Origin of the sequence: Photorhabdus heterorhabditis (assembly GCF_018448905.1) — a bacterium.
GTDB lineage: Bacteria > Pseudomonadota > Gammaproteobacteria > Enterobacterales > Enterobacteriaceae > Photorhabdus > Photorhabdus heterorhabditis.
The window spans coordinates 190,674-212,003 of the sequence record NZ_RCWA01000001.1; the positions used below are offsets into that span (position 1 = coordinate 190,674).

Sequence of the window (21,330 nt, forward strand, 5' to 3'; positions counted from 1 at the left end):
TTGTTCGATATTTTTATATACTATTAACCCTTAACGATAATGAAAGGATCATGATCAATATATCCTATAAGATTTGATCCTTGGTATATAGACATATTCCAAAGATAATTTTCACTTCTATCAAATGTATCTTTAGTTGGAGCGATAGCTTCTGATTGATGATAATAACTTGTTACCTCATGACAGTTATTTGGGTCGTCGCTATCTGTATATGGAACATTAATGTTACTAATAATAAGTTGTGGCTTGCTTATATTAGGACCTACTTCTCCGCCTGACATTGTTTGTAAAAGTACTGCGTAGCCAAATTGTTGTGTTAAAGATATTGGTCTCCATCTGATAGAATCACCGCTATTAACTGTTATGATCATTTCCCCTGTAGCATTATCTGTAGGGGCATAATATGTACCTTTAGCTTTACTTCTAACTATATAGTACATGTATTTATTATCTACCTGAATGGAATGGTCAGGAGACAGGTGATAGTTGTTAACGATAGATTCTGCATCTACACAAACAAGAATATCTACGATATTATTACTCATTTCTATGCTCCTTCGTTAAAAGTGCTAGATTGCTCATATTAGGTCGTTCAATAACTATTTATATAATTAATCATTAATGCTCAAAAAGCTACTAGTATAATTGATAGTTTATAAAAGAAAACTACTTATATATTTATCAATGTCTTTCTTAAATATATTTAAATATTACCTTTAGCTCTTTTTAAGGGTGAATGCTGTTGAGTTATTTTATAGGTTGTTTCGATTTATTCTATAAATTTATATTGTTTTTTAAATCAATGAATTATTGATAAATAACAAAATCATATATAGATTCAGTACGGATATTTTAAGTAACAATAAGGCTTTTTTACTATACAGAGTTAGATATATTAAGGTGTATTTTTTATTATAATTAGTTTGCTACATACGAACTTGAGATTAACGAATTTAAATCCAATGTCGGGTTTATTATTCGCTTTATTTTATTGCAACTAGATTCAATAAAAATATTCAGTCAGTTGAACTACTAATCGTAACAGTAAGCGGCAGGCCATTTAAACCCTGTAGGCTTTCTTTGCTTGATAGACCATGAGAACAATAACCAATAAGTTTCGATCTATTATAAATAGCCAGATATAATGCATAATAAGAAAATCCTGTGTTAAGTAAAGTGGATTCCTGATAAGAAATATGCTCCTTTTGATAGGTAATAGATGGGGTTACGCTATTTTTTTGTGGAATGGGAATATCAGTGACCTCTTTAATAAGGTTTACAGGAAAAGAAATATTATTCTCACCAGTTATTTTTTTCATATCGTATAAAAGTACTTGGTATTCAGATTGGGCAGATAAGCTCGAAGCCCGCCATCTAACTATGTCGCCAATGTTTCCTGTAACTTTAAGGTTACCTATATTATTATAAGTTTTCTGTTGACTTGTCATATAATAAAAATATCTACCATCACGTACGGTTGGTTTTTTGTAGTCTTGGCTAAAACTTAATTCCGATGTTTGGATATCTTGTATGATAAGTTCTACATCAACAACGATAAAAATATCAATTATTTCAATTGATTGATTGTTATTATTTTTGGGGATTTTAAGGTTATTTGAACTATATATATTATTCATTGTGTTATCCTAATAATCATATAGGGAATGTTATTTTTCCTATTTCTAAAGGGGGATGTTTAATATATCCCTTGAGTTCTTTTTGTTGATATATAGCCATTAACCAAGAATATTTTCCCCCGCCTGATCCAATAGCCACTGATTGAAAAAAACTTTTCTTTTTTAATTCTTTTTCTATATCTAGTCTATCACTATTATTTACAATATAACTAGAGTTTATTTCACTTTGATCTAATTTTGGATTTGTTATAATCTTGTTGATAATTGTTCCTGTCATCTTATATAAAATTGCTGCATACTCAAATTGTTGTGATAGAGATATTGCTCTCCATCTAATATTGTCACCAATATAAGCTTTTATTTCCATTTTTCCATTAGTGTTATTTTCAGGAATATAGATGTTGCTAAAATTAGTAATATAGTAAAATAATTCATCGTTTATTAGAGTAGGATTTTCAGGATCTTGGCTTAAAGAAGGATATTTTTTAATAATAGATCTGGCATCTACACAAACAAGAATATCTACAATATTACTCATTCCCATGCTCCTTCACTGAACTAAGATGCTTGAAGAGTTAGTTATCACCTAATAATTGACCATTAAGGTTGAGATTTCTACTGGTATAAATCATAGTTTATATAAGAAAATTACTGATATGGTTTAGAGGCTGACTTAGTACATGAAATACATTTGGCAATGTACCGGTGATTAATTATTTAAAAAAGAAAAAAATATTTATTTTAGATTAATATATTAAAATAATAGATTAAATTGCTTTAAAAGCAGTGCAATATGCTTTTCAGATGGCTATGGGATGTGTGCATATATTGTTTGGAACAATGATAAAAATTTCAACCATATTGATATAGTTCTTCTGGTTAATGAATAAAACATAGTTGGTTATCCAATTCTTCGCTTTTTTATCACAATAAATAAAAATTTTACTTATCAAATAAAATTTCTTCCACTATGATAAATATTGAGGTTCACTATCAATACTCTGAATTTCTAAGAGGGACTTGAATGAATATTCATCGACCGTATATTTCACCCTATAAATTTCATGAATTAGATGTAGATGCTTACTTTGTAGCTGAAATTTGTGAACTTATTGAAAAAATTTCAGGATTTAATTTGTTTTCTCTTGTATTAAAAACTCGTTTCCCGGTATCTGGCCGTGAAGTGCATTTTTTTGATAATTATCACGAATCTTGGAGGGCGCTTTATATAGAAAAAAAGTATTGGATGATCGATCCTATTCTACACTTCCAGCCTGTACCGCCTAATTTTTCAAGAGCATGGGATTTGGATTTCTTTGCTGAATCCAATGGGAAAGAACTTTGGTATATGACGCAGAAACATGGGTTTCGGTCTGGGATCACATTTGGGCTGCCGGCATTTTCGGGAACTTATGGAATATTCTCCGTTGCAGGGAAAGATGGGCCGATTGATAACGATACAATGTATAAATGTAGTGGGGAGATTCTAAAGGTATATATTAGAATAATAAGATATTTAACATCACATACAAAGTATTTACAGACGTTTTATATAGATAAGATTTCATTTTCGCGTAGAGAATTAGAAGTACTACGGTATACCGCAGATGGTATGATCTCCAGTGAGATTGCTTCAACTATTTGCGTAACTAAAAGTACCGTTGATTTTCATCTAATGAATATCGTTAAGAAGCTGGGTTGTAGGAATAAATTCCAGGCAATCGCTAAAGCTGCATTATTTGGGTATATATAATTTTAGCTTTTGTTGTTACCGTAGTGAATAGGGATCAGGAATAGTTTTACCTAGCAAAATAGGAATAATATTTTTTTTAAGATCGAAGAACACGTTTAATCAAATACTCTTTTCCTCTGGCAGAATTGTAATATCACAGTTCTGCTTGTTCTTTACTTAATGTTTTTATAGATATTGAGCTATATTTTATATTGTGAAAAATAAAAAAACTGGAAAATTATTAAAATAATTTTCCAGTGAGAAATTACATCATATAGGTGTTTAACTATTAGTTACTTCAATATAGGGATCATATCGATAATAACCCAGAAGCTTAGTGCCGTCATAAGCGGCAAAAAACCATGTATATTGTTCTACACCGGGTTTATGCGCTGTTGCCTGGAAATAACTATCTTTAGATTCAATAAAAATTACTGTAGGTTCATTCCCATCTGCATTAACTCCTGAAGGGACCATTGGAACTTTTTTGCCCATAGGGTTTTGTGACCAGATTTGTGATGGGACAGAGATAACATCTTCTGCTGTACTAAGCTTTTTGAATTTATACAATATAATCGTATAGTCGAAATTATTAGATACAGTTGTAGCTCTCCACCTAATATTTGCATTAATAGGAACAGTTACGCGGGCACCAGATGAACTCGCCACTTTCAGTCCAAGTGCTGGAGTATAATTAGCTATATATACATGCTGACGGATAGTTATTGGATTTGTAGGGTCCAGAGAATTTTTGATATTATTATCACGAAGATACTCAATGATTGAATCAACATCAATAACAAAGGTCACATCAGCTGTAACAGAGTTCCTGGCTGTAACAAAATCATCTTTATTCTGAATGACTTCACTCATCATAACACCTCTTTACACAATTAAATTATTCATCTGTAATTACAAGGTTAATTTGATTACTTATTATTATTCTAATAAATTTATTTTTATATAATTAACTATTAAAGTTAAAACTGCTACTGGTATAAATCATAGTTTGTATGGAAAAATTACTCGTATATTTATTAGGTTCTGACTTATATAGTTAAATTTATCTTAAATTACCTTGAAAATAGCTTAATATTATTCATGTGACTATATCCTTCATTTTTCAAGTTGCTGCTTTGTTGACTGCTTTCATTTACCCCTGTCACATAGTTATATATGTATGCTGGGGATACGTTCACTTACCACCGCGCTGCAACCTGAAATCTATTGGGTATATATAATTTCCTATGGTGATTAAAATTTCAATCCCATAGATATAATTTCTCTTGTTTACGAATAGCACATTTTGACGTATTAGATACTTTGCTCCTGTATAACAGAAAATGATCATTTTCTTTATTAAATGGAAGCTTTACTACTATAATAAATATTGAGATTTACTATCAATATTCTTCATTTTTCAGAGGACATTGAATGAATATTTATCGGGCATATACCTTACCATATAGATTCCATGAATTAGATGTAGATACTCATTTTGTGGCTGAAGTTTGTGAAACCATTAACAAAATTTCAGGGTTTAGTTTGTTCTCTCTGATATTAAAGGCGCGCTTTCCTATATCTAACCGTGAAGTGTATTTATTTAATAATTATCATGAATCCTGGAGAAATCTGTATATAGAAAAAAAGTATTGGATGATTGATCCTATTTTAAATTTCCGACCTGCTCCACCTTCTTTTTCAAAAGTATGGGACTTGGATTTTTTTTCAGAATCTAATGGGCAAGAGCTTTGGTATGTGAATCAGAAACATGGGTTTCGCTCTGGGATCACATTTGGGCTTCCTGCATTCTCAGGAACTTACGGAATATTTTCTGTTGCGGGGAAAGAGGGGCATATTGATAACGAGACAATGTATAAATGCAGTGGGGAAATTTTAGGTGTGTATATTAGGATAATAAGATATTTGACCTCACACACAAAGTATTTACAATTTTTCTATGTAGATGAAACTTCATTTTCAAATAGAGAATTAGAAATATTAAGATATACCGCAGATGGAATGATATCAAGTGAGATTGCATCGATTATCTGTGTAACTAAAGGTACCGTTGATTTTCATCTAATGAATATTGTTAAGAAACTTGGCTGTAGAAACAAATTTCAGGCAATAGCTAAAGCTGCATTACTTGGCTATATATAACTTATGTTTATATTTTACTTTGTACACTGATCTGGATTACTAATATTATTACTCGAATAGATTGATAGGGGGGAATAGACATTTATTTTTACCTCTGCATCTTTATTGGTACTATTATATACCCTATGGATTTCAAGATGCATTGCGGCGGCAAGAGAACGCATCCCCAGGAGCATAGATAACGATGTGACTGGGGTAAGTGAACGCAGCCAACAAAGAAGCAACTTGAAAGATGACGGGTATAAATAGGAATTGGAGAGATTTTTCCTAATGGATGAAAATAATATTTATTCAAAATATAAAAATAGGTTCAATCCAATACACTTCTCTTTAGGCAAAAATGGAATATTATAATTCTGCTTACCCTTTGCTGAATATATGTATAATTTTAAGGTTATTAATTCTCTGTAATGTGCCGATTAAACCAGTAAAGGATGAATGTTTTCTTCTAAAATGTTTATCAGTAGTGAGTCATTTCACCAGATAATCCACGGTGCTATTTATTCAATAATCCCCATTGTGCTAAGGAATCCCCCTCCTAAGTCACGAAGAGCAAAGGTGGGGGAGATACCCTCTTGTATGTCAACGCTAATCAGTTCAACCAATATTAACGCTGCCACCCCCAATGACTACGCCACCACAACTGACGGCGTCACCGGTTCTGGCTGCGGGTTTGCCATCAATAAAGACAGTGCTGGAACCGGCTGCAATAGTTCGTGGATGAGACGAATGTGGTGCTAAGCTATCGCCTTGGCGGGCGAGAGGAATACCATCGGCTTTCACACTGGTGGAGCCGGAAATCACCGATGTTGCTTCACAATCATCATGTGCTGTACCGATATCACCTATTTTTACTGCATTTCCCATCATGTTTTCCTTATTTAAGAGAAGTTAAGTTTATCTTGAAATATAATTTTCCTAGGTAGATTAACATAATAAGTCCTCTTTGTTTTTATTATTGTTTTTGTTAATAAATACAAGTGGTGAGGGAGACATAAAAACAACCCGACCATCAAGAGAAATATCAATTTTAGATTGACTAAAATCTAAAGGTAAAAGTTTAAGATCAGATGAATCTATAATTTCATCTAATCTTATTGATGAAAAATAATCATTATTACATTTTCCATTAAAAAAATATCGGGTCAGATAACCCGATGCTATTAATTAAATCACTCGAACAAAACGTCCGTTAATCAATGAGAAAGTTAGTGCGGTAGTAGCTAGAACAGTATCACCGTCTTCATCATCAACGTAGTAAGATATTGGAGAGTTCTCTGGGTCTGATTTATTTATCAGTCTAACCATTCTGCCTTGGTTCATTATTTTAACTCGATAGTCATTCCAGTTAATCGGTATCATTTTGAAGTTTTTTGCGTTGATATCACTGTAAATAGGCTGATCAATGAAGATACCCTCTTCACTTTCGCCAGTTGACCAAGACCAGGCTTTGAGCGAGACTTTTTGCAATTCACGAATAGTATTCACATCTTTGGCATTATAGGCTTGCCAGACAGCCATATAAGCCTGTTGCAGTTGCTGACGTTGTTCAGGTGTATCGGTATAAGGCGTTGCTTTAATCCATTCCCAGTCAGGTAAACCACTGATTTTTACCGTTCGGCTAAACCGGTATAAGGTCATATTGGGCGGGAATTTTCGAATATTAAAATAGTTTTTGTCTTTATGCCCGGCTTCTCCATTATCCGCCTGTATTACATGGCGGATAACCGGCGTACTGATAGTGGCGTATTTGGTTTCATCCTTCGATTTTGTTGCCACGGGTTGATCATTTTCATCAATCGCCACTTCAATCGCTGTCAGAATCTGGCTGTTTTTACCGCGCATAGCGGTTAACTCTAATGTACATTTAGCTTCAGGGTTGAAATGATTACGGGCTTTATCTGACATTTCATCTGGAGAGAACCAACCCAAAGCACCAAATTCCAGACTAATTTCATTTTCGCCATTTGCCATGAATAGCATAGAGCCAGTGCTTCCAGTACCAAATCCTCGGCCTGCTCGGGTTGAATTACGGTTATCCATTCCCAGTACGTCATTAGTTTTAATGGCACAAAAGGCATATTGGATATCAAATACGCTGCGAATATATAGCCGGGGTTCATTTGCTTGGGTACTAAACATAAAAAGCACTCCTGATAATAGTAATAATAGTTTCATTTTTATCCTTTTTTCTTTCTTATCTCATTCCAGGGAATTACATTTTCCATTAAAAAAGAATATCGGGTTAAATAACCCGATATTAGTTAATTAAATCACCTGGACAAAGCGACCGTTAATTAATGAAAAAATGGGTGCGATAGTAGATAGAACAGTATCGCCATCTTCGTCAACGTAATAATAGGATATTGGAGAGTTCCTTAAATCAGATTTATTCACTAGTCTGACCATTCTACCCTGATTCATTATCTTAACTCTGTAATCATCCCAGTTAATTGGTATCATTTTGAAGCTTGTTGTTTTGATATTACGGTAAACAGATTGATCAGTGAAAATGCTCTCTTCACTTTCACCAGTTGACCAGGCCCAGGCTTTAAGCGCGACTTTTTTTTGCTCACGAAGCGTATTTAAATCTTTAGCATTATAGGCTTGCCAGACGGCCATATAAGCCTGTTGCAGTTGCTGACGTTGTTCCGGCGTATTGGTATAAGGCGTTGCTTTAATCCATTCCCAGTCAGGTAAGCCGCTGATTTTTACGTTGCGACTAAACCGATATAAGGTCATATTAGGTGGAAACTCTTTGGGATCAAAATATTGTTTCTCTATATGTCCGGGTTCTGTATTTTCGGCCTGTATTACATGGTGCACAACTGGGGTGCTGATAGCGGTGTATTTGGATTCATCCATTGGTGCTATTGCCACTGGCTGACCATTTTTATCAATCGCTACTTCAATTGCTGTTAGCACCTCGCTGTTTTTACCGCGCATGGCGATTAACTCTAACTTACATTTAGCCTCAGGGTTGAAATGATTACGGGCTTTATCTGACAGTTTATCTTGGGAAAACCAGCTTAGCGCCCCGAACTCTAGGCTGACTTCATTTTCGCCATTGGCCATTAATAGCATAGAGCCAGTGCTAGATGTGCCAAATCCCCGATTTGCTCGAGCCGAATTACGGTTACTGAACCCCGTTACGCCATTAGTTTTAATATCACAAAAGGCATATTGGATATCGAATACACTGCGAATATAGAGTATGGGTTCATCTGCATTAGCGCTAAACATAAAAATGGCGCTTGCTGAAAGTAATAGTGAGGAAAGAAGGGACAACTTTAATTTCATTTTTTACCTTCAAGTTCTTTCATCTAAATTTATTATGGAATAATAACTTATCTATTATTTAAAGAAGGATAAATCCTCTTTTTCTTTCAAATTATTATCGGGTTAAAATACATCGTTTCCATCAAAACGATATTTTGAATTTAATAGTGTATTGTTTTTATCAATAAATGCAAGTGGTGAAGGAGACATGAAAATAACCCGGCCATCAAGAGAAATATTAATTTTAGATTGACTGAAATCTAAAGATGAAAATTGAATGTCATGTCTCAATGAATTTAAATTTTTTTGGTTATAGTTCATAAATAGTCTGTATTCCGTTTTACCTTGAATGTTGTTTGGAGAAAACATATTGCTGTATACATGATTGTTGCGGGAGACTGTTATTTTCAGCCTAAGATCGCTTTCATCTTAGGCTGAATGATTATCGTGATTTTTTTACTTAACGGGCAATCATCACTTTGCCGTTGATAATCGATAAATAAGGATTGTATTTGAAAATTTCATTTGTAACCTTATTCTCCATTCTGACTGGAGAACTCCCCAATACCCCGGCTTCCAGACGAAATAATCGTCCTTCGTTATAGCGTACTAACTCATATTTATCCCATACAGGTTGTATGACAACATAATTTTTATCATCTAATACTTCTTTAAAACCGAATGAATTAAAGAAAGTCTCTGGTCGGCTATTTTCACCTATCGCCCATTCTGCCCAGGCGGGTTGACTCATTTTCCATAATTGATTTAAATCTCGCCGATGTAAGGTATTGCTGATTTCCAGATAGAAATTTTTTATCGCCTCCATATCATTTTTTTCCGAAACGGGCCGCGCTGTTGTCCACATCCAGTCCGGTAATCCACTGAGCGTAAAGGTTTTCTGTGCGGCAAAAAAACCTTCTTCCGCCTCTATTTTCGACATGGCGGCATAATCAAAGCCGGTTTTACCATTTGGTAACTGGCTCTGCGATTCTTGTGTCGTGACATTGCCTTTATCATCAACAGTCAACTTGATATGGCTAATAACCACTCCTTCCTCGTCATATGGTGCGGTTTTAGTTAATGTTGCTTCACACCAGGAATCGGAATAAAGTCCTTCAGAATCTGTTTCAAAAGATAGCGGTCCCATCAGCAATTCCATTGTATTCTGACCATTTTCAACAAAAGCCGTCATATTAAAGCCACTGGATTGTGTCCCCGTCCGTGACTCAATATTATCTAGGGCCATTATGCCATTTATTCGCACCACGCAAGTGCTACGTTGAGTCTTAAATGACAACAGATATTTATGTTCAACCATAGGTGTTTTTCCTGATACTGAATAACTCATCATTAATAGTAAAGTCAGCAGAGCACTAACCCAGCGATATTCTGAATTTCGATTTTTCTTTTGGTTATAGTTCATAAATAGTCTGTATTCCGTTTTACCTTGAATGTTGTTTGGAGAAAACATATTGCTGTAGGGAGACTGTTATTTTCAGCCTAAGATCGCTTTCATCTTAGGCTGAATGATTATCGTGATTTTTTTACTTAACGGGCAATCATCACTTTGCCATTAATAATCGACAAATAAGGATTGTATTCAAAATATTTATCTTCCTTTTTATTATCCATTCGGATAGGTGAGCCTCCCCATACACCAAATTCTAATCGGAATAATCGCCCTTGTTTATAACTTATTAGTCTGTATTTATGCCAATCAGGTGCTCTGACGACATAATTTCTATTTTCTAGTTTTTCTTTAAATCCAAATGAGTTAAAGAAAATTTCCGGTTGACTGTTTTCAGTTATTGCCCACTCTGCCCAGGCAGGTTTACTCATCTTCCATAATTGATTTAAATCTCGCCGATGTAAGGTATTGCTGATTTCCAGATAGAAATTTTTTATCGCCGCCATATCATTTTTTTCCGAAACGGGTCGTGCTGTTGTCCACATCCAGACCGGCAATCCACTGAGCGTAAAGCTTTTCTGTGCAGCAAATAGCCCTTCTTCCGCTTCTATTTTTGACATGGCTGCGTAATCAAAGCCGGCCTTACCATTTGGTAACTGGCTCTGCGATTCTTGTGTTGTGACATGGCCTTTATCATCAACAGTCAATTTGATATGGCTGATCACTTCATCTTTATCACCATACGGAGACGCTTTAGTGAGGGTTGCTTCACACCAATTGTCTGGAGAAAAAATATCAGAATTTTCATCCATAGATCCCATCAGCAATTCCATCGTATTCTGACCATTTTCAACGAAGGCAGTCATATTAAAACCACTCGATTGTGTTCCAGATTTCGAATCACTGTTTTCCAGTGCAATCATACCATTAATTCTAGCCACACAGAGACTACGATGCGTATTGAGTGACAATAGATATTTATATTCAACCATATTTGTTTTTCCCGATATCGAAGAATTTACCATCAATAATAACGCTAGAAAGGTACTACCCCAAAGATACCCTATACGTCGATTTTTCTTTAGATAACGGCTCTTGAAGTACCCACTCTTTTTCAATTTCATCTTGTAAATTTCTCATAGTTGTTGATTTAGAACCACTAAGTTTTTTATTTTCATTTTCAGCCTTTTATCCAATTCCATTGAGCATTTGTTTACTTTAATTTCCAATCTGTAATTAATGGGTTCTATTTTGTTATTTATAGAAATTTAACTTTCTTTAGATGCCCAGTGATGGGCAATGTAAATAATAATACAGTCAGTGTGTTTTTATAATTGAATATAATGAATTATTATTGGGGATTAATCAATGTTTATGGTGCTGCTATCAATGAAGATAAATATGGTACAAAACATTTCCCTATTGATCTGGAAAGTAGCTGCCATAATTATTATGGCATTTCCCATCAAGAAAAAATATCGGGTTAAATAATCCGATATTAGTTAATTAAATCACTTGGACAAAACGACCGTTAATTAATGAGAAAATAGGTGCAATAGTAGATAGAACCGTTTCGCCATCCTCATCATCAACGTAGTGGTAGGATATTGGGGAATATTCTAAAATTGACTTATTTACTAACTTGACCATTCTGCCCCGATTCATTATCTGGACGCTGTAATCATTCCAGTTAATCGGTATCATTTTGAAGCTTTTTGTTTTGATATTACGGTAAACAGATTGATCAGTAAAAATGCTCTCTTCATTTTCACCGGTTGACCAAGCCCAAGCTTGTAATGCAACTTTTTGTTGTTCACGAATAGTATTCACATCTTTGGCATTATAGGCTTGCCAGACAGCCATATAAGCCTGTTGCAGTTGCTGACGTTGTTCAGGTGTATCGGTATAAGGTGTTGCTTTAATCCATTCCCAGTCAGGTAAGCCACTGATTTTCACATTACGACTAAACCGATATAGGGTCATATTAGGTGGATATTCTGTTGGATCAAAATATTGTTTCTCTATATGCCCGGCTTCTACATTATCCGCCTGTATTACATGGCGGATAACCGGCGTACTGATAGTGGCGTATTTGGTTTCATCCTTCGATTTTGTTGCCACGGGTTGATCATTTTCATCAATCGCCACTTCAATCGCTGTCAGAATCTGGCTGTTTTTACCGCGCATGGCGGTTAACTCCAACTTACATTTAGCTTCAGGGTTGAAATGATTACGGGCTTTATCTGACATTTCATCTGGAGAGAACCAACCCAAAGCACCAAATTCCAGACTAATTTCATTTTCGCCATTTGCCATGAATAGCATAGAGCCAGTGCTTCCAGTACCAAATCCTCGGCCTGCTCGGGCTGAATTACGGTTATCCATTCCCAGTACGTCATTAGTTTTAATGGCACAAAAGGCATATTGGATATCAAATACGCTGCGAATATATAGCCGGGGTTCATTTGCTTGGGTACTAAACATAAAAAGCACTCCTGATAATAGTAATAATAGTTTCATTTTTATCCTTTTTTCTTTCTTATCTCATTCCAGGGAATTACATTTTCCATTAAAAAAGAATATCGGGTTAAATAACCCGATATTGGTTAATTAAATCACTTGGACAAAGCGACCGTTAATTAATGAAAAAATGGGTGCGATAGTAGATAGAACAGTATCGCCATCTTCGTCAACATAATAATAGGATATTGGAGAGTTCCTTAAATCAGATTTATTCACTAATCTGACCATTCTACCCTGATTCATTATCTTAACTCTGTAATTATCCCAGTTAATCGGTATCATTTTGAAGCTTTTTGTTTTGATATTACGGTAAACAGATTGATCAGTGAAAATGCTCTCTTCATTTTCACCGGTTGACCAGGCCCAAGCTTGTAATGCAACTTTTTGTTGTTCACGAATAGTATTCACATCTTTGGCATTATAGGCTTGCCAGACAGTCATATAAGCCTGTTGCAGTTGCTGACGTTGTTCAGGTGTATCGGTATAAGGTGTTGCTTTAATCCATTCCCAGTCAGGTAAGCCACTGATTTTTACATTGCGACTAAACCGATATAAAGTCATATTAGGCGGGAATTTTCGGTTATCAAAATAATTTTCATCTTTATGTCCGGTTTCTACATTGTCTGCTTGTATTACATGACGTATAACCGGCGTGCTGATCGTGGCATATTTTGCTTCATCCACTGGTGTGGTCACCATAGGTTGACCGTCTTTATCAATTGCTACTTCAATTGCTGTCAGCACCTGATTGTCTTTACCACGTATGGCGGTCAGCTCCAGCTTGCATGTAGCTTCAGGGTTGAAATGATTACGGGCCTTATCTGACATTTCATCTGGGGAGAACCAACTTAAAGCACCAAATTCCAGACTAATTTCATTTTCGCCATTTGCCATGAATAGCATAGAGCCAGTGCTGGATGTGCCAAATCCCCGGTTTGCTCGAGCCGAATTACGGTTACTGAACCCCGTTACGCCATTGGTTTTAATATCACAAAAGGCATATTGGATATCGAATACACTACGAATATAGAGTCTGGGTTCATCTGCATTAGCGCTAAACATAAAAAGGGCGCTTGCTGAAAGTAATAGTGAGGAAAGAAGAGACAACTTTAATTTCATTTTTTACCTTCAAGTTCTTTCATCTAAATTTATTATGGAATAATAATTTATCTATTATTCAAAGAAGGGTAAATCCTCTTTGTCTTTCAAATTATTATCAGGTTAAAACACATCGTTTCCATCAAAACGATATTTTGAATTTAATAGTGTATTGTTTTTATCAATAAATGCAAGTGGTGAATGAGACATAAAAATAACCCGACCATCAAGAGAAATATTAATTTTAGATTGACTAAAATCTAAAGGTGAAAATTGAATGTTATGTCTCAATGAATTTCGGTTTTTTTTTGGTTATAGTTCATAAATAGTCTGTATTCCGTTTTACCTTGAATGTTGTTTGGAGAAAACATATTGCTGTATACATGATTGTTGCAGGAGACTGTTATTTTCAGCCTAAGATGATTTTTATCTTAGGCTGAATAATTACCATGGTTTTACTTAACGGACAATCATCACTTTGCCATTAATAATCGACAAATAAGGATTGTATTCAAAATATTTATCTTCCTTTTTATTATCCATTCGGATAGGTGAGCCTCCCCATACACCAAATTCTAATCGGAATAATCGCCCTTGTTTATAACTTATTAGTCTGTATTTACTCCAATCAGGTGCTCTGACGACATAATTTCTATTTTCTAGTTTTTCTTTAAATCCAAATGAGTTAAAGAAAATTTCCGGCTGACTGTTTTCAGCTATTGCCCATTCTTCCCAAGCGGGTTGACTCATTTTCCATAATTTATTTAAATCTCGTTGATGTAAGGTATTGCTGATTTCCAGATAGAAATTTTTTATTGCCTCCATATCATTTTTTTCCGAAACGGGTCGCGCTGTTGTCCATATCCAGTCAGGCAGTCCACTGAGCGTAAAGGTTTTCTGTGCAGCAAATAGTCCTTCTTCCGCTTCTATTTTTGACATGGCTGCGTAATCAAGGCCGGCTTTACCATTTGGTAACTGGCTTTTCGATTCTTGTGTCGTGACATTGCCTTTATCATCAACAGTCAACTTGATATGGCTGACTATTTCATCTTTATCCCCATACGGGGAAGCTCTGGTCAACGTAGTTTCACACCATGCTTCCGGGTGAAACTTTTTCGTCTCCCGGTCAAAAGACTTCCGGCCCATCAATAATTCCATATTGTTCTGGCCGTTCTCCACAAAAGCTGTAGCATTGAAACCGCTGGATTGTGTGCCTGTTCGTGAATCAATATTATCTAGTGCGATCATGCCATTAATTCTCGCCACACAGAGACTACGCTGGCTTTTAAACGACAACAGATATTTGTGTTCGATCATAGGTGTTTTCCCCGATGTGGAATAACTTATCATGAGGAGTAAAATTAGCGGAGTACTAACCCAGCGATATCCTGAATTTCGATTTTTCTTTTGGTAACGGCTCTTGAAGTACCCACTCTTCTTCAATTTCATCTTGTAAATTTCTCATAGTTGTTGATTTAGAACCACTAAGTTTTTTATTTTCAGCCTTTTCTCCAATTACATTAATGAATAATTCTATTGAGCATTTATTTACTTTAATTTCCAATCTGTAATTAATGGATTCTATTTTGTTATTTATAGAGATTTAACTTTCTTTAGATACCCAGTAATGGGTAATGTAAATAATAATATAGTCAGTGGGTTTTTATAATTGAATATAATGAATTATTATTGGGAGTTAATCAATGTTTATGGTGCTGCTATCAATGAAGATAAATATGGTACAAAACATTTCCCTATTGATCTGGAAAGTAGCTGCTATTTTAATACTAAAAAATTGGAGTTAGTTTGTGTCGATTCATCATGATTATGAGATCTACAGATGTCACCGATTTATTACATTTTCCATTAAGAAAAAATATCGGGTTAAATAACCCGATATGGGTTAATTAAATTACCTGGACAAAGCGACCGTTAATTAATGAAAAAATGGGTGCGATTGTAACTAGATCAGTATCACCATCTTCATCATTAACATAATAGGATATTGGGGAATTCCTTAAATCTGATTTATTCACTAGTCTGACCATTCTGCCTTGGTTCATTATTTTAACCCGGTAGTCATTCCAGTTAATTGTCCTCATTCTGAAGCTTTTTTCTTTGAAATCATGATGAAAAAATTTGCTGGTAAAGATATTCTCTTCACTTTCGCCGGTGGCCCAGGCCCAGGCTTTAAGCGAGACTTTTTGTTGTTCCCGGATAGCATTTACATCTTTGATGTGATAAGCCTGCCAGACAGCCATATAAGCCTGTTGCAGTTGCTGACGTTGTTCCGGGGTATCAGTGTAGGGAGTTGCCTTCACCCATTTCCAATCAGGCAAGCTACTGATTTTCACACTACGGCTAAATCGGTATAAGGTCATATTGGGTGGGAATTTTTGAATATCAAAGTAATTTTTATCTATATGTCCGGCTTCTACATTGTCCGCTTGTATCATATGGCGTGCAACCGGCGTGCTGATAGCGGCATATTTGGTTTCATTCACTGGTGGGGTTGCTACAGGCTGGCCGTTTTTATTTATTGCCACTTCAATCGCTGTTAGCACCTCACTATCCTTACCGCGCATGGCAGTCAGCTCTAGCCTGCATGTAGCTTCAGGGTTGAAATGGTTACGGGCTTTATCTGACATTTCATCAGGAGAGAACCAACCCAGTGCACCAAATTCCAGACTGATTTCGTTTTCGCCGTTTTCCATAAATAACATAGAACCCGTGCTGGCGGTACCAAACCCTCGTCCTTCCAAGGCTGAGTTACGGTTACTGAACCCTGTTACGCCATTGGTTTTAATATCACAAAAGGCATATTGGATATCGAATAAACTGCGAATATATAGCCGAGGTTCATCTGCGTTAGCACCGGACATAATAAGCACTCCTAATAATAGTAATAACAGTTTTAATTTCATTTTTTATCCTTTCTTATCTCATTCCTGGGAATCCTGCCGTGATAAATGGGATTTTATCCAGTTTGGGCTTAGCGTTAGGGTCGTAGCCCATTGACCATGGTGCGGTTTCAGCGCCCGGGACAATTTCCGGTCGAACAACAGGCCGTTCTTCCCCTAGCAGATTAATTCTTAGTGGGGATTCACTGGCTTTTAACGGATCGGCAATAACCCATTTCCACTTTTTCTTGGCTTTTAATATGTTTTTTGATCTGTACTTTAGTCTCTCATCGATTTCTGCCTCCGCAGTTAACTCAATTTCAGCTGTAATCCCATCGTGGTAACCGACGAGATCGATCCCCTTATCATGTTGATCGAATTTAAAACCTGCCGCAGTTTTGATAGCGCCTTTCGCATTTAGCGCAACTTCCATTATCATAATCCTGGTCTTAAAGGCGGCATTTATTTTTCCTTCCAGGCTTAATTTCAGCGCATTTTTATTACCGGCATCAAAAGTCCATTGCTTGCTTCTATAGGCAGCACCCAGCTGAAAGGACAGATTGCAGGTCAAAATAAGGCAACATTCAATCTCTAAGTAGTTTTTGTCATTCGCATTCTTACGTTCTATTGCTTTCCGGAATTTGGCGGCAATTTTGTCTATCTTGCAATAAGCGGCACCCATTTGGATGAGGTCCAGTTTGGCCGTCATGCCCATAAACGGGGCGGCGCTGAAACCCACAAAATGGGAGCTGTCATCGACTGAGGTGGTTCGGTTATAGGCATAAGCCAGCCCGATGTTGATGGGATCAATTTTGAGGTCAAACAGTTGGTAATCATGGGTACCTTTACCTTTTGAATCAGGCGCGGGCGCCAGGTATTTTTTCGTGTATCCCAACAGTTTTTCGACCCGATTGATGGCATCTAAACTCTCCCGGGTTTTCCTGACTTTATTGGCTTTGGCAAATTTGTTTGAGTAATCCATATCCTGAACGGTTAAGGCGTACTCAACGTTAAGGGCGGTTTCTCTGGTCAGGTAAAATTTATCCGTGTGAACGGTCCACCCGCCACGCAATTTATTGCCATCTTTAGGTTTGACATTTGCCATAGCCTGACGGGCTTTTCTCTGTTCATCACGCCGTTCTTTAATGGGCCGTTCACCATGGGAAAAATCAAAGCCAAATCCCACCGAGATCATAAAACTGACCGAGGGGTAAACCGCTATCGTCACGTACTTTTGGCGACCCGTACAGGCTTCTGTCACGAGCTTATAATATCGGGGAGCTTTGTACATATCGGTGGGGTTAGCAATATTAGACAGATAAGACACGACACTTTCCAGACCGTTTTCAATATCGGTGTCTTCTAAGTGCTCTTTGTAGAATAACGTGACCTTTTCAGGCGTATTAAATTTTAATGTTTTCTCTTTTGGTCCCCCAAGCAGTACAGCCTGATGTTTGGCGTGATCACACTTTTCTGCAATGTGTATTGTCCCGGTTTGGCCTTTCCCATCATCAACAAGGTTCATGTTAATCATGGGCTTTTTAGGCCAGACCTGAGTTTTCTTATCAAAAGTGACACTGATTTCACAGAGACAGGGATCGGGGTTGTTACATGTCATACAAGCAGCCCCGGCAGGGGGAGAAGTACGTTGTTGAGTCATATCGATTACCTTATTAGCGGGTTTATTTGGGAATAAACCCTAATTCGCTGGTTAATAATTTTTCCATTCGATAATAGCCTGGCCCTTGATTATCGCTGAGTTGAGCTAACCATGTTGGCGGGATGTGCTGAAACTGCTCAATGCGCCTTTCCATCAGCAGATAGAGAAATCCCCGGATAGAACGTTCATCGGTGATTTCGTTATCCTGACAAAAATAAAAACACGCCTCTGCCAGATTTTGATGACGTATTAATGCCTCTTCATCTATATGGGTTGGAGAAGACGGAATATTAGGAAGCGGGTTGATTAATATCTTGTCTGAAAGTGCCGTAAGGACGGAGTGTGGAATATTCATTGCATCGGCTGCATGATAATAACTCACTTCATTAATAAAATGCGTCAATTTATTAATATATCTTTGTGCGAAGAGATGGTTGAAATGAGCATATTGCTCTTTGGTAATTTTCAACATTTTTTGTCTGGAACGGGCTTCGGCGGGAAATTGTTTTCTGGCGGCGTGAAAACTATCCTGCCTGTCAATCCCCGGATAATTTGTGGCAATTTTATCTATCGGCCCGAGAAAACAGTGAATTTCCCAGTCACTCAGGATGCTGAGAAAATCCCAGATATTGCGCGGGTCATAAAATCGGAAAAACACCGGTTTGGCCTGATCGGGCAATAAGACCTGAAGATATTTACGCAGATGCTGGCGCAGTGTTTTCATGTCGGCTTGCGAGTGAAGAAGTATTCCCCAGGGCGTTCCCCATTCTGCCAGAAAAAGCCCGACTTTTTCGGTCACCTCCACCAGATATGGGGCCACTTTCAAGAGTTCAGGCTGTAAAGATTCGTCATACAGACACGTCACAGGCGGATCAAAGTGTTCCAGGATAAAAAACAGTCGGGGTTCGGCGGCACCGTCAATGACGGCATAACGTTTTTCTTCTGCCATTACTGATCATCCTTCATCGGACAGTGTGCGACGAACAGGGAGCCGGCACTGGCGGCGGCCTGTAGAATCGCCGGATTAGCCGGTTGCAATAAGTCTCCCGGGCTGCCACCGGAATTGAGGTTAATGGCCGGGCCTTTGATATCAACGCCCCCGGCATGAATGACGATAAAGTTACCGCCGACTCGCAGGCTGATTTTGCTGCCACTTTGCACAGTGAGGTCACCGTTCGCGTCAACACTGAATACGCCCTGGATTTTTTGGGCCACATCACCTTTGACCTGCAACGCGTTGTCACCGTCAATCTGGGCAAGATAGTTCCCGGTCGTTTTATGCTCCTGTTGCCCTTCTACGGTTACTTTGCGGTTGTTGGCAATCACCAGTTCGTCATCATGGCCGATACTGGTGGTCCGGTTGTAGTTAATCCGCTCGTCCCGGGAGTTGCGTACCTGAATCGCCAGATTTTTCTGGGCGTGAATAAACACTTCTTCCTGATCTTTTTCGTCTTCAAAACGCAGTTCGTTAAAGCCTTCCCCTTTGTGGGTTTTTGACCGGATTGACATCTGGGTTTTAGTCATCGGCAGGCGGTTTGGCGGGAGGTTGCTGGCATGGTAAGCGCGCCCGGTGATAATCGGCTGGTCCGGATCGCCATGTAAAAAGTCTACCAGCACTTCCTGACCGACGCGCGGGATGGCCATCATGCCCCAGCCTTTTCCCGCCCATGCCTGGCTGACCCGTATCCAGCAGGAGCTTTGGTCGTTAAACTGACCATATTGATCCCAGGCAAACTGTACCCGCACCCGACCGTATTCGTCACAAAAGATTTCTTCCCCTTCGGGACCGACCACGGTGGCCACTTGCAGGCCGTCAATACGGGGTTTGGGGTAGGGGGAGGGACGCCAGGAACGGTCGCGGTCGCCAAAGGTAAAGTGGTTGGTCAGCGTGGTGCCCGTGCCACCGGAGCGGGTTTCATCGGCCTGTGGCTGCCGGCCATGGTGGTGGATGCTGATGACCTGCCACGGGATATTAAATTTCTCTTTCGGGTGCTGGGCGAGGGTAAACATGAGGCCCGGCCAGAGGAAAAAACAGTCACTTTGCGCGTGGCCGAGGAGGTCATTGCGGCGCAAGGCTTCCAGACGATAGCGGCTCATGCGTTCCCCGCGTTCGTCTTTATAACGCCCGGGGAAATCATAGTGATAATAACTGGGTAAATCGGTTCGCTGGTTGGCCGATTTAGACTCGTGAAAGTAATATTCGGCGGTCCAGGGGGGATTTTTAAAGGTGCGGTCCCGCAGAGAAATGCCCTGAATCCCGACCTGTTCACGCCAGCGGAACTGCTGGATACTGCCCTGTATTCCCTGCACATCCGGTGTTGGGTTATAGGGAACGGAGAAGCGGTTACCGAGTGCCAGGCAGGAATCGGCAAAGAAAATTGTCTGGCCGTTTTTCCCCTGATTAAACTCAAAGTAGTAAAAAATCCCTTCATCAGCTAATAAGCGGTGGAGAAAGGCCAGGTCACTTTCGTCGTACTGTACGCAGAATTCCCGCTCGGGATGTTCATAGCCGAGGGTATAGACCATATCCCGGATGCCATTCTCTTTCAGCAGGGTGTCAATGATATCGGTAATGGATTGATGCTGAAAAATCCGGGAGTTGACGCGTAATCCGGCCCGCCATAGCGCTGGCTGGAGGGTCAGGGAGTAATGACTACGATGGCGTCCGGTGGTGCTTTGTTCAAACTGGGTGATAATTCCGGTCACCTCGCGTTCGGGTAGTCCGTCCCGGTAGACGGTCAGGGTGGCGGAGTTATCCAGGACATCTTTAAAATCGATGTCGGGGTTAGCGCTGGTGAGCGTGGTGTCGAGACTGAATGGGGTTGACAGAGCTTCATTCAGTGTAAATTCAACGACTGCAAAAGTCTGAGCAGGGAGGTTACCCACGGTGAGGGTAAAAACCAGTCCTGAATCTGCCATGAGTTTTCTCC

The 21,330-nt window shown here is 38.2% G+C and carries 20 protein-coding genes; 2 read left to right on the forward strand and 18 right to left on the reverse strand.

Annotated elements, in window-relative coordinates:
* Positions 1–23: 23 nt before the first annotated feature.
* From EAE89_RS00785 to EAE89_RS00795, 3 genes are all read right to left on the reverse strand, one after another.
* A complete protein-coding gene (locus EAE89_RS00785; protein ID WP_054479574.1) occupies positions 24–545 on the reverse strand; it encodes an AidA/PixA family protein in 522 nt (173 codons plus the stop codon).
* A 471-nt stretch (positions 546–1,016) separates the two neighbouring features.
* Entirely contained in the window at positions 1,017–1,637 is a 621-nt protein-coding gene (locus EAE89_RS00790; RefSeq protein ID WP_214085198.1) for an AidA/PixA family protein, read from the reverse strand.
* Positions 1,638–1,653: 16 nt separating this feature from the next.
* On the reverse strand, positions 1,654–2,175 hold the full coding sequence (locus EAE89_RS00795; RefSeq protein ID WP_054479578.1) for an AidA/PixA family protein: 522 nt from the start codon (positions 2,173–2,175) through the stop codon (positions 1,654–1,656).
* A gap of 486 nt (positions 2,176–2,661) precedes the next feature.
* Between EAE89_RS00795 and EAE89_RS00800 the strand changes: the two genes are divergently transcribed.
* Positions 2,662–3,390 (forward strand): autoinducer binding domain-containing protein, encoded by a 729-nt coding sequence (locus EAE89_RS00800; RefSeq protein WP_149616142.1) that lies wholly within the window; start codon positions 2,662–2,664, stop codon positions 3,388–3,390.
* A 261-nt stretch (positions 3,391–3,651) separates the two neighbouring features.
* Here EAE89_RS00800 and EAE89_RS00805 read toward each other — a convergent pair whose 3' ends face one another.
* On the reverse strand, positions 3,652–4,245 hold the full coding sequence (locus EAE89_RS00805) for an inclusion body family protein (RefSeq protein ID WP_054479582.1): 594 nt from the start codon (positions 4,243–4,245) through the stop codon (positions 3,652–3,654).
* 558 nt (positions 4,246–4,803) lie between these two features.
* Between EAE89_RS00805 and EAE89_RS00810 the strand changes: the two genes are divergently transcribed.
* Positions 4,804–5,532, forward strand: coding sequence for a LuxR family transcriptional regulator (locus EAE89_RS00810; RefSeq protein ID WP_054479584.1), 729 nt, complete (start codon positions 4,804–4,806; stop codon positions 5,530–5,532).
* A gap of 597 nt (positions 5,533–6,129) precedes the next feature.
* On the opposite strand, the gene EAE89_RS00815 is transcribed toward EAE89_RS00810, so the two are convergent.
* From EAE89_RS00815 to EAE89_RS00880, 14 genes are all read right to left on the reverse strand, one after another.
* Complete coding sequence (locus EAE89_RS00815; RefSeq protein ID WP_054479586.1) at positions 6,130–6,399, reverse strand: type VI secretion system PAAR protein; 270 nt, start codon at positions 6,397–6,399, stop codon at positions 6,130–6,132.
* A 300-nt stretch (positions 6,400–6,699) separates the two neighbouring features.
* Complete coding sequence (locus EAE89_RS00820) at positions 6,700–7,674, reverse strand: hypothetical protein (protein ID WP_244866036.1); 975 nt, start codon at positions 7,672–7,674, stop codon at positions 6,700–6,702.
* 126 nt (positions 7,675–7,800) lie between these two features.
* The gene (locus EAE89_RS00825) at positions 7,801–8,832 is read right to left on the reverse strand and encodes a hypothetical protein (protein WP_214085199.1); all 1,032 of its coding nucleotides are present in this window, start codon (positions 8,830–8,832) and stop codon (positions 7,801–7,803) included.
* Positions 8,833–8,934: 102 nt separating this feature from the next.
* Positions 8,935–9,132, reverse strand: a complete 198-nt coding sequence (locus tag EAE89_RS00830; RefSeq protein WP_214085200.1) for a hypothetical protein — start codon at positions 9,130–9,132, stop codon at positions 8,935–8,937.
* A 139-nt stretch (positions 9,133–9,271) separates the two neighbouring features.
* A complete protein-coding gene (locus EAE89_RS00835) occupies positions 9,272–10,234 on the reverse strand; it encodes a hypothetical protein (protein ID WP_214085201.1) in 963 nt (320 codons plus the stop codon).
* A gap of 125 nt (positions 10,235–10,359) precedes the next feature.
* A complete protein-coding gene (locus EAE89_RS00840; protein ID WP_054481744.1) occupies positions 10,360–11,211 on the reverse strand; it encodes a hypothetical protein in 852 nt (283 codons plus the stop codon).
* A 514-nt stretch (positions 11,212–11,725) separates the two neighbouring features.
* Positions 11,726–12,703, reverse strand: a complete 978-nt coding sequence (locus tag EAE89_RS00845) for a hypothetical protein (protein ID WP_244866038.1) — start codon at positions 12,701–12,703, stop codon at positions 11,726–11,728.
* Between the two features lie 126 nt (positions 12,704–12,829).
* Entirely contained in the window at positions 12,830–13,861 is a 1,032-nt protein-coding gene (locus EAE89_RS00850) for a hypothetical protein (protein WP_214085202.1), read from the reverse strand.
* A 438-nt stretch (positions 13,862–14,299) separates the two neighbouring features.
* On the reverse strand, positions 14,300–15,157 hold the full coding sequence (locus tag EAE89_RS00855; protein WP_214085203.1) for a hypothetical protein: 858 nt from the start codon (positions 15,155–15,157) through the stop codon (positions 14,300–14,302).
* 55 nt (positions 15,158–15,212) lie between these two features.
* Positions 15,213–15,404, reverse strand: coding sequence for a hypothetical protein (locus EAE89_RS00860; RefSeq protein WP_214085204.1), 192 nt, complete (start codon positions 15,402–15,404; stop codon positions 15,213–15,215).
* A gap of 343 nt (positions 15,405–15,747) precedes the next feature.
* Positions 15,748–16,764: a hypothetical protein gene (locus EAE89_RS00865; protein WP_214085205.1), complete on the reverse strand. Its 1,017-nt coding sequence runs from the start codon at positions 16,762–16,764 to the stop codon at positions 15,748–15,750.
* Between the two features lie 13 nt (positions 16,765–16,777).
* Complete coding sequence (locus EAE89_RS00870) at positions 16,778–18,400, reverse strand: hypothetical protein (protein WP_214085206.1); 1,623 nt, start codon at positions 18,398–18,400, stop codon at positions 16,778–16,780.
* Between the two features lie 22 nt (positions 18,401–18,422).
* Complete coding sequence (locus EAE89_RS00875; protein ID WP_214085207.1) at positions 18,423–19,349, reverse strand: DUF4123 domain-containing protein; 927 nt, start codon at positions 19,347–19,349, stop codon at positions 18,423–18,425.
* Positions 19,349–21,319: a type VI secretion system Vgr family protein gene (locus tag EAE89_RS00880; protein ID WP_214085208.1), complete on the reverse strand. Its 1,971-nt coding sequence runs from the start codon at positions 21,317–21,319 to the stop codon at positions 19,349–19,351. Before EAE89_RS00880 ends, EAE89_RS00875 begins: the two co-directional genes overlap by 1 nt.
* Positions 21,320–21,330 lie beyond the last annotated feature (11 nt).

What these genes read in the sequence shown, in the direction of transcription:
- EAE89_RS00785 (WP_054479574.1), bottom strand. Translation starts at nt 545, where the DNA reads ATGAGTAATAATATCGTAGATATTCTTGTTTGTGTAGATGCAGAATCT.
- EAE89_RS00790 (WP_214085198.1), bottom strand. Translation starts at nt 1,637, where the DNA reads ATGAATAATATATATAGTTCAAATAACCTTAAAATCCCCAAAAATAAT.
- EAE89_RS00795 (WP_054479578.1), bottom strand. Translation starts at nt 2,175, where the DNA reads ATGAGTAATATTGTAGATATTCTTGTTTGTGTAGATGCCAGATCTATT.
- EAE89_RS00800 (WP_149616142.1), top strand. Translation starts at nt 2,662, where the DNA reads ATGAATATTCATCGACCGTATATTTCACCCTATAAATTTCATGAATTA.
- EAE89_RS00805 (WP_054479582.1), bottom strand. Translation starts at nt 4,245, where the DNA reads ATGATGAGTGAAGTCATTCAGAATAAAGATGATTTTGTTACAGCCAGG.
- EAE89_RS00810 (WP_054479584.1), top strand. Translation starts at nt 4,804, where the DNA reads ATGAATATTTATCGGGCATATACCTTACCATATAGATTCCATGAATTA.
- EAE89_RS00815 (WP_054479586.1), bottom strand. Translation starts at nt 6,399, where the DNA reads ATGGGAAATGCAGTAAAAATAGGTGATATCGGTACAGCACATGATGAT.
- EAE89_RS00820 (WP_244866036.1), bottom strand. Translation starts at nt 7,674, where the DNA reads ATGTTTAGTACCCAAGCAAATGAACCCCGGCTATATATTCGCAGCGTA.
- EAE89_RS00825 (WP_214085199.1), bottom strand. Translation starts at nt 8,832, where the DNA reads ATGAAATTAAAGTTGTCCCTTCTTTCCTCACTATTACTTTCAGCAAGC.
- EAE89_RS00830 (WP_214085200.1), bottom strand. Translation starts at nt 9,132, where the DNA reads ATGAACTATAACCAAAAAAATTTAAATTCATTGAGACATGACATTCAA.
- EAE89_RS00835 (WP_214085201.1), bottom strand. Translation starts at nt 10,234, where the DNA reads ATGAACTATAACCAAAAGAAAAATCGAAATTCAGAATATCGCTGGGTT.
- EAE89_RS00840 (WP_054481744.1), bottom strand. Translation starts at nt 11,211, where the DNA reads ATGGTTGAATATAAATATCTATTGTCACTCAATACGCATCGTAGTCTC.
- EAE89_RS00845 (WP_244866038.1), bottom strand. Translation starts at nt 12,703, where the DNA reads ATGTTTAGTACCCAAGCAAATGAACCCCGGCTATATATTCGCAGCGTA.
- EAE89_RS00850 (WP_214085202.1), bottom strand. Translation starts at nt 13,861, where the DNA reads ATGAAATTAAAGTTGTCTCTTCTTTCCTCACTATTACTTTCAGCAAGC.
- EAE89_RS00855 (WP_214085203.1), bottom strand. Translation starts at nt 15,157, where the DNA reads ATGATCGAACACAAATATCTGTTGTCGTTTAAAAGCCAGCGTAGTCTC.
- EAE89_RS00865 (WP_214085205.1), bottom strand. Translation starts at nt 16,764, where the DNA reads ATGAAATTAAAACTGTTATTACTATTATTAGGAGTGCTTATTATGTCC.
- EAE89_RS00870 (WP_214085206.1), bottom strand. Translation starts at nt 18,400, where the DNA reads ATGACTCAACAACGTACTTCTCCCCCTGCCGGGGCTGCTTGTATGACA.
- EAE89_RS00875 (WP_214085207.1), bottom strand. Translation starts at nt 19,349, where the DNA reads ATGGCAGAAGAAAAACGTTATGCCGTCATTGACGGTGCCGCCGAACCC.
- EAE89_RS00880 (WP_214085208.1), bottom strand. Translation starts at nt 21,319, where the DNA reads ATGGCAGATTCAGGACTGGTTTTTACCCTCACCGTGGGTAACCTCCCT.